Annotated in this window: 8 protein-coding genes and 1 pseudogene; 4 read left to right on the plus strand and 5 right to left on the minus strand. The window is 68.3% G+C overall.

All coding sequences use genetic code 11. The annotated features are described in order from the left end of the window. Positions 1 to 202: 202 nt before the first annotated feature. Positions 203 to 376: pseudogene (locus ACFWWR_RS47810) on the plus strand (DUF6233 domain-containing protein); the annotation flags it as partial. Positions 377 to 664: 288 nt separating this feature from the next. Then, positions 665 to 1,057 carry a nuclear transport factor 2 family protein gene (locus ACFWWR_RS47815; RefSeq protein WP_384310640.1) on the plus strand — a complete coding sequence of 131 codons (393 nt, stop codon included), beginning with the start codon at positions 665 to 667 and terminating at the stop codon, positions 1,055 to 1,057. A 475-nt stretch (positions 1,058 to 1,532) separates the two neighbouring features. Here the strand turns inward: ACFWWR_RS47815 and ACFWWR_RS47820 are convergent, their stop codons facing one another. Beyond that, the gene (locus tag ACFWWR_RS47820; RefSeq protein WP_384310642.1) at positions 1,533 to 2,186 is read right to left on the minus strand and encodes a TetR/AcrR family transcriptional regulator; all 654 of its coding nucleotides are present in this window, start codon (positions 2,184 to 2,186) and stop codon (positions 1,533 to 1,535) included. A gap of 133 nt (positions 2,187 to 2,319) precedes the next feature. Between ACFWWR_RS47820 and ACFWWR_RS47825 the strand changes: the two genes are divergently transcribed. Both ACFWWR_RS47825 and ACFWWR_RS47830 read left to right on the plus strand, forming a co-directional pair. After that, a complete protein-coding gene (locus tag ACFWWR_RS47825; RefSeq protein ID WP_384310644.1) occupies positions 2,320 to 3,069 on the plus strand; it encodes an NADPH-dependent F420 reductase in 750 nt (249 codons plus the stop codon). A 305-nt stretch (positions 3,070 to 3,374) separates the two neighbouring features. Further along, positions 3,375 to 4,313, plus strand: a complete 939-nt coding sequence (locus tag ACFWWR_RS47830; protein ID WP_384310645.1) for an alpha/beta fold hydrolase — start codon at positions 3,375 to 3,377, stop codon at positions 4,311 to 4,313. Between the two features lie 834 nt (positions 4,314 to 5,147). Here the strand turns inward: ACFWWR_RS47830 and ACFWWR_RS47835 are convergent. From ACFWWR_RS47835 to ACFWWR_RS47850, 4 genes are all read right to left on the minus strand, one after another. Further along, positions 5,148 to 5,891, minus strand: coding sequence for an NADPH-dependent F420 reductase (locus tag ACFWWR_RS47835; protein ID WP_384310647.1), 744 nt, complete (start codon positions 5,889 to 5,891; stop codon positions 5,148 to 5,150). A gap of 229 nt (positions 5,892 to 6,120) precedes the next feature. After that, the gene (locus ACFWWR_RS47840; protein WP_384310649.1) at positions 6,121 to 6,273 is read right to left on the minus strand and encodes a hypothetical protein; all 153 of its coding nucleotides are present in this window, start codon (positions 6,271 to 6,273) and stop codon (positions 6,121 to 6,123) included. A gap of 591 nt (positions 6,274 to 6,864) precedes the next feature. Next, positions 6,865 to 7,704 carry a helix-turn-helix transcriptional regulator gene (locus tag ACFWWR_RS47845; RefSeq protein ID WP_384310651.1) on the minus strand — a complete coding sequence of 280 codons (840 nt, stop codon included), beginning with the start codon at positions 7,702 to 7,704 and terminating at the stop codon, positions 6,865 to 6,867. Positions 7,705 to 8,053: 349 nt separating this feature from the next. After that, the coding region (locus ACFWWR_RS47850) for an SDR family NAD(P)-dependent oxidoreductase (protein ID WP_384310653.1) at positions 8,054 to 8,402 on the minus strand (349 nt) is incomplete at its 5' end.

Below are 8,402 nucleotides of genomic sequence, written 5' to 3' on the forward strand. Positions count from 1 at the left end.
CGTGCAGTCGCAGGGCCAGACCGAGGCCGATGCCCGATGTTCCGCCGGTGATCAGGATCGTGTTGCCGGTCATCTTCATGAGGGTCCTGCTCCTTCGGTACGGCGGGCCGGTGAGCGCCCGCAGCCCCGACCGTAGGCGCGCCCGCGCAGCGGTGGGAGAGGACGGTTTATCCATGGATCGGCGGTCTCTGCCTCGTGAAGCGAACGTCGGCCGTCGGGCTGGGTCCTGCAGAAGCTGGACGGCGGCCGCGGTCCCGGCCGAGGCGTCGTCCACGCCGTCGACAGCGAGGAAACCCCCGCCGGGGCGCCACTGCTGACCCTGGACCAGGCACTGGACGCCGCGGAGCATCCCGGTACCCGGCTGTGCTCCCTGTGCAGCCCATGCTCGACGTCCCGTACGAGCTGGTTGAGCACGTCTCGTAGCTCACGACCGCTCTTTCTTGTGCGCGATCTCCATGGTGGCCGGCTGGGGAGGATCGTCGGTCCATGGATATGTGATCCTCTCCCGCCCCCGCCGATACACCCCCATAGTCGAGACTGCCGGGCGCCCGTCCCTGCGGCGAGGGAGGGAATCGCCGAGGTCAACTGCGCCTACGACCAGGTGCTGGCCATGCTGAGCGGCGCCAAGACCTGATCCAGCAATGCACACAATGGAGAGCCGAACGTGAAACCCACGAATGAGGACACCGTCGAAATCAGCAGGGTCGTGGCGCTGTGGGCGCACATCATGGACGACCACGAACTGGACCGTCTCGGCGAATGCCTCACCGAAGACGCGGTGTGGGACGGCAGCGTCTTCGGCGGCGACCCGGTCGTCGGGCTGGACGCGATCGCGGCCTTCATGAACGCCCCCGGACACGCGAAGGCCCACCACACGACGAACATCGTCGTGTCGGAAGGCCCGGGCGACGAGGTGCGGGCCCGATCCAAAGGTCTGAGCCTGCTGGAGGGCGGCGGTGTCGCCAGCGTCGTCTACGCCGACGACCTGCGACGCACCGATGACGGCTGGCGCATTTCCCGGCGGGTCATCCATCTCACGTGGCCACATCGCTTCTAGGAGGCCGCTGACATCGCCGTTTCCTGGTCGTGGTGGGGTGCCTGAAGGGCCTGCTGTGGGGCTGGCCCCCCGCATGCGGGGGGGTGTGTGACGCCTCGGGACCTCAGGCGGTGGTGAGGGTCCATCCTTGCGGCGTAGTCCAGGCCGCGGTTGATGAGGTTGCGCAGGTTGAGGGCGGCGGTGCGGCGTTTGAGCCAGGCGTTGTTGCGGTCTGTGGCGCGGTAGCGGCAGTTTGAGGCGGCGTTCGCCTCGGCTGGCGACCTGGGAGACGACGCGTTCGATGCTGGGCCGGTGCCGGCTGGCTGTGTAGGTGTCAGTGACAGTGGGAGGCGTTTGTTGCTGACTTCGGATGGCGGTTGGCGGCTTGAGGGCCCGTGAATGTCGATGAGATTTGAAGTCGCTCAGAAGCTGTGCCATACCCCCTCGGTCGGTGATGCCCTGTGAGGATCGGCCTCGGGGAGCATCGCCGTCGCCCCTACCGGATCGTCGGCAGCAAGGAGTCGTGGACGAGTGCCGGGGGTAGGGGCCCGGTGCCGGTGGCGCACATGCCGTCGAAGGTGAGCCGCAAGTAGCGCCGCCAGGCCGACGGATCGGCAGCCAGCAAGGGTGCGGCGGTGTAGTACACGCCGCAGATCAGCAGCATCACGTCCTGCCCGTTCAGGTCCGCACGGAGTGAGCCGTCGCGTTGCGCCCGCCGCGCCAGTGACTCGGCTGTTGCGATCAGCTGCTCCTGTCCGGCCTGTATCTCCGGATGCCGAACATCCGAGACCATACGTACGGCCTCCGAGAGCGCCCGGTTGTTTGCGTAGAGAGCGACGCCCGCGCTCATGAACTGCAGCAGGGCGGTGTCGGCGTCGGCCTGCTGGGCCTGCTGGCGGCCCACTGCCACAAGCCCGTCGATTTCCTCGCTGATGATCGCGGCGAACAGGTCCTCCTTGGTGGGGAAATGCCGGAAGACGGTTCCCTTTCCGATACCGGCCCGTGCCGCGATCTGCGCAGTGGACCCTTCCGCGCCATGTTCGGCGAACACCTCCGCGGCAGCCTTCAACAGCGCCTTACGTGTCCGCACCGCGTCGGCCCTCATCCGTCGCGCGGGCGACGCTGCAACAGCTTCTTCTTCAGTGCTCATGAGTCCACTCTACGCAACATGACCGAGCGGTCCGGTTAGGTGGTACGGTAGTTAACATGACCAGCCGGTCCGGTTACGGTTCGTGGCTGTGGCCGGTCCGGCATTTCCTCATGCCATTGGAGAACAGAGCACCATGAACAAGACACTCGGCATCATCGGCAGCGGCAACGTCGGCGGCACCTTGGCCCGCCTTGCTGTCGCCGCAGGCCTGGACGTCGTCCTGAGCAACTCCCGCGGCCCCGAGTCCCTCGCCGATCTCGTCGCCGAACTCGGCCCCCGCGCCCGGGCGGCCACTCCCGCCGAGGCCGCCGAGGCCGGGGACCTGGTGGTGGTGTCCATCCCGCTGAGCGCCTACGAGAAGATCCCGGCACAGTCGCTGGCGGGCAAAATCGTGATCGACACGCTGAACTACTACCCGGAGCGCGACGGCCGCATCGCCGAGCTGGACGCGAACGAGCTGACGAGCAGCGAGCTGGTGCAGCGCCACCTGGCCGACTCCCGTGTGGTCAAGGCGGCCAGCAACATCGTCGTCAGCCAGCTGTTCAGCCTTGCCCGCCCCTCGGGTGCGCCGGACCGCAGTGCCATGCCGATCGTCGGCGACGATGCCGCCGCCAAGGCGGAGGTCGTGGAGTTGCTCGACCTCCTCGGCTACGACGCGGTGGACATCGGCACGCTCGCCGACAGCTGGCGCAGCGAACCAGGCACGCCCGTCTACTGCAAGCCCTACTTCGGGGAAGTGCCCAAGGACGTGAGCTTGGACAAGACGATGGAATGGATCTTCCAGGCCCCGGGCGTTCCGGTACCTGCCGACCGGGTGAGGGAACTGACCGCCACGGTTGTCCGGCCCGCGGGCGGCAGCTTCTCGATCGACGACTGGATCTGAGTGGAGAGCATCGCGGAAGAGGTGGAACCGGAACTCCTGACCGGGTCCGGACACCGACCCACCGTGGTGGTTCCGGCCGCCGGCGGGGAGACAGACGCCTTCGGCTGCCGCCCCGGCTGCGACTGCTGCGGCTGAGCCGGCACCTGCACGAGGCAGAGGGACCCCGGCCCGCAACCCGTCACCGACCTCCCACGGCTTCCGCCGCGGCTGGTCACACCCCCGGAAAACACGGGATTACGTACATCTCCACCGTGCCACAACACGATCTTCCTGCAAGGACCCCTAAAAAAGGACGTAACACCGCCATGAACGCTTTCACCACCGCCGCAGCCGTCGGGTCGGAGGAGCCGCTCAGCCCCGGCTACGACACGGCGACCAAGGACGACGCCGAGTTCAACAAGCTCTTCCGGCACGGCTTCACCACCATCGACGACGTGCAGATGCACTACGTCATCGGCGGCGACGGCCCGCAGGTCATGGTGCTGCTGCACGGCTGGCCGCAGAGCTGGTACGAGTACCGCCCGATCATGCCCTCGCTGCTGCCCGGCCGCACCGTCATCGCCATCGACCTGCCCGGCATGGGCGACTCGACCGGAAACCCGCCCTCCATGACCAAGACGGTCCTGGCCACCTACGTCCACAAGCTGCTCAACCACCTCGGCCACCACGAGAACGTACAGGTCGTCGCCCACGACCACGGCCTCAACGTCGCCTACTCACTGGCCGCCCAGTACCGCGACCAGGTGGCGGGCCTGTTCCTCATGGACGCCGCCCTCGTCGGCAAGAACCTGAAGTTCGCCACCCTCGAACCGATGTTCTGGCACTTCTCCTTCTTCCTGCAGAATCCGCTCGCCGAGGAACTGGTCACCGGCCGGGTCGAAACCTTCCTCACCTACTTCTTCCAGAGTGTGAAGACCGCCGGCGAGAACGTCTCCGACGACGAACTCGCCGAGTTCGTCCGGGTGTACTCCCGCCCCCAGGTCCTGCACGCCGGCTTCGAGCTCTACCGGACCCTGACCCAGGACGAGGCCGACAACACCAAACTCCAGGACACCCCGCTGACCATCCCGGTCCACCTGATCACCCAGGCCGGCCTCGCCGACGCGTTCCTGCCGCCCCTCCAGGACGCCGCCCCCCACGCCACCTCCGCCGCCGTCACCGGCGCCGGACACTTCCTCCTCCACGAAGCACCCGACCGCGTCCTGGCCGAGATCAACGCCTTCTACCCCAACCCCACCCCCTGACCAAAAAGCACCACACGACCACACGACCACACGACGTCCAAACCGTCCGATGCCAGAACTCGCGCGGTCCCTGAACGGCGACCTCGAAAGCCGGCACACCGAGGCCAACGTAAACGGCGCCTGACGACGTCTCAGCCGGATCACACCTGCCGGCATCCGCGTACGAGTGGATCCGCACCCCGGTCGGGGAACACGTCGAGGTGCAGTCCGCGAGCGGTGGGACGGGCGTGGCGACCGCGCTCGTCGGCGGCGCACCGATCCTGCCGGTCCGGCCCGGCGAGCTGTCCGGCCCGTCCCTGGGTGTCACGCTGGAGGCGTGGGGTCCGGCGGGCGGGCCGGTCCGTGGGCAGCTCGACCTTGCTCGTCGATATGTGCCAACCCCCAGCGGGAGAAGCACACCGATCGTCCCACTGCAAGGCTCCAAGTGCCGTCAAAACCACTGACACCTACACAGCCAGCCGGCGGTAGTCCGCGCGGAGGGCTGGGTTGTTCTTCCAGCGAGGTGTCTGTTGCCTAGCGTCACCACCTGTGGCAGTTGACTGACTTTAAGGAGAGCAGAAGGCCGGTAGCACGGTTCGCCGACGAGCCCTCCGTTCAGGAGCTGGAGGGGTTTTCCGGCTGGACGTGGTGGCTTTGGAACAGGCCCGGGCCAAGCGCCGGTCTAATAGCCGGCTGGGCTGGGCGGTGCAGTGGGCACCGCCCAGATGCTGGGCACCTTCTTGTCGGCGCCGGTCGATGTGCCGCCGGGGGTGGCGGGGTTCGTGGCGGAGCAGCTGGAGACGGGGGCGAGACACGAGGGCCTCTCACGGGTCACCGCGTCGGCCCCGTCCCTCCTCACATGGAAATTGCGCGGTTCAGGCGGACAAGGTATTCCGCGTCTGGTTGCACGCCGGCCCCGAAGCGTTCCCGGATCACGGCGAGCTCGAGGTCGCGCCGCTTCGGTGATCGTGCCGCGTCGGCCGTCGCCAGTGCGTCCGGCAGCTCCTGACGGGTGAGATCCGTGCAGTAGGCGGGTGTGCCGGGCTGCTGCCGCCACGATTCCGCAACCGGCCCCGCATCAAAGGCGTCGAACCCGGTGTCCTCTACGAGTGCCATTGCCAGGTCACGCTCGCGCGGACTGTCGGCCGCGACGGGGAGCGAGATGCGGTCCGCACTTCCCGCCGGCTTGTTCCTGTGCACGAACGACTCGGCTCCGATCGAGTTCCACGCCTTGACGATGGGCCGGCCCAGCTGTGTGGCAACCCACATGCTCTCGGCCTGGCCGGCCTCGATCGCCGCGATTCCGTTGTCCCGATGCGGGAAGTAGTTCGATGTGTCGATGACCACCGTGTCAGCCGGCACCTTGGCGATCAGTGGTGCGACCTGCGGAATGCGATCGAAGGGAATGGAGAGGATCACGGCGTCGACGTCCACTACGGCTTCCGCCGCGGTCACCGCGCGTCCGCCCGAGGACAGCACGTCCGCCTCTATCGTCTCCGGGCCGCGCGAATTGGCCGCCTTTACCTCGTGCCCGGCCGCGCTCAACCGCCTGGTCAACGTCTTGCCGATGTTCCCGGTGCCGAGAATGCCGATCTTCATGGTGAAACTCCTTGTCCGGAACGGAACCCCGGTTTCGGTGACCGGGGTTCCTGGGCTTGGTCCCTGCGGCGCGACCGGGGCTGCGGCCGACCGCGGACGCGGTGGTGTAAGTGGGTGATGACGACCTTGCCGAAGTGAGCGCCGCTCTTCGTGTTCGTCGTGTGTGTTCGCGGCGTGCCCGCGTTGCCGCCCTCGTGCCGTCGCGTATGCGAGAGTCGCGTCGGGTGTCTCAGCGGTGGGCGGCGCGGTTCATCTCGACGACGTCGTCGACGGTGGGGTTGGCCGGGAGGGCGGCGAAGCGTTCCGGGAGGCTGTCGCGGATGGCCGCGTCCTTGACGCGGTCGGCCGCGGCCAGGGCCGCCGGCAGCTCGTCGAGGGTCAACTCGGTGCATTAGGCGGGGCTGTTCGGCTGTTGGCGCCAGGAGTCGGCCAGCGTGCTGGCGTCATAGGGGTCGAATCCGGTGTCGTCCACGAGCTGCATGGCCACACGCCGCGCCTCCTCCGTGTCGCCGGTGACGGGGATGGCGAGGCGGCCGGGCGTTCCGGCCGGAACGCCCCGGGTGCGCTCAGGAAGGCAGCGCGGTTGCGCTGGACGTCCGCGCGGGGCTTGCGTCCCCGCTGTTCACCGGCGCGCATGCACCCTCCTGCCTGCCGTGATCCTGCGGCCCGCATCAAAATGGATGCAGCCTCCGTATATCTGTGAGAGTAAAACGGAGGCGGCATCCGGTCAAACCGGTGGCCCGACCACGGGGTCCGGGCAGCCCAGGGGGCCCACCTGTCTGGCCGCAGCGCGCAGGACAAGAGCCGTGCGGAAGTGGGCGCGCGGGGTGCCGCGCCGCCGGTCCCGACGACTTCCGGCGGCCTGGACCGGAAACCGCATGCATCACCAGCGCCCCTACCGGATTCGGCGCACAGGTCTCCAGCTTTTCGGCCCCTCCCGCGCCGAGCCCGGCCCGGTCCCCAGTCCAGGACGTCAGGGGGTGAGCTGCTGATGCCCTATGACGGAGAGCAGTTCGAGCTTGCTGTGGCTCTCCGTGCCAGGGCGGGTGGTCAGCACCACCAGGGTCTGGGCGCGGTTCTCGGTGAACAGGAGCTGGGCGTCGACGTCGATGCGGCCGAGTTCGGGATGGAGGAGGGTCTTGCAGTCGTCGTAGCTTTGTGCGACTTCCTGCAGTTCCCACATGCGGACGAACTCGGGGCTGTGTTCCTGGAGTTCGGCGAGGATCTGGGCGGCCCGGGGGGTGTCGCTGCCGGCTGTCAGCGCGGCCCGCAGGCGCGCTGCATGGGCGCGGCCGTGGTGTTCGTGGACCTCCTCGGGGTACACCAGAAGTTCGGCCGGGTCCATGAACCAGCGGTAGTAGCCGCTGCGGGCCAGACCGGTGTGGCGGGTCTGGTCGCCGAGCAGCGCGACGGCCAAGGGGTTCATCGCGAGGGTGTCGAGCAGGTCGGTCTGCACCAGGGCCGGGGAGTCGTCCAGGCGGTCCAGGACCCGCATCAGGGTCGGGCTGACGTGTTCGGAGCGGTGGAAGCGGGCCGGGGCGTTGTGGCCGATGAGGGCGAAGAGATGGTCGCGTTCGTCCAGGGTCAGCCGCAATGCCCGGGCGAGAGCCGCGGTGATCTGGACTGAGGGCTGCGGGGCGCGCTGCTGTTCCAGCCGGGCGTAGTAGTCGGTGGACATGCCTGCTAGTTGGGCGACCTCCTCGCGGCGCAGCCCCTGTGTACGCCTGCGCGGCCCCTCGACCAGCCCGACGTCGCGGGGCCGCAGCGCCTCACGCCGGTGGCGCAGGAATTCCGCCAGTTCCTTCTTGTCCATGTCACCCATCCTCGCCGCATCCTGCCTGGCTATCCAGAGACCGCCGATCCATGGCTGAGCCCTCCCCTCCCACCCGCGAAGCCGCTCACACGGCCGACGCGAGGGCGCGCGCAGTGAGACGCCCCGATGATCATCTGCCCCTGCGTGACCCGCCTGGGCAATTCGCCGGCTGTCGGCGGTACGCCACAGGCCGTCGGCACGGAAGGCGGCCTGAGGCGACGGTCTCCGTCGAGGACTCCTGCCACTTTGGCCGGGCCCCGGGCCTCGTCGCCCGGCCCGCCGATAGGACGAGATTCGTCGTGTGACGGCGCTCGCGTGCTGTTGTCTCCCGTCGGAAACAACAGGTCGGTCAGCTGCCGGCGATCATGGCGAGGACGTCGTCGTAGGTGCCAGTGGCCACTGCGTCGCGGATGAACCTGGCGCGCTCGACGACAATCTCCTTCGCGTCGGGCTTCTCGCGCAGCAGGTCGAGGGCCTCGGTGAGGAAGTCGTCCAGCGGCATGGCGTGTTCGCTGTCCTGCTGGCCGAACAGGGGGGTTTGCACGCCCGGCGGGACCATCTCGATCACCTGGACGCCGGTGTCGGCGCCGGCGAGCTGGATGCGCAGGCTCTCGGAGAAGGAGTGCAGCGCGGCCTTGGTCGCGCTGTAGGTCGGGGTGCTCTGATAGGGGACGAACGCCAGCGCGGAGGTGACGTTC

Origin of the sequence: Streptomyces sp. NPDC058678, assembly GCF_042714835.1 — a bacterium.
Classification (GTDB): domain Bacteria; phylum Actinomycetota; class Actinomycetes; order Streptomycetales; family Streptomycetaceae; genus Streptomyces.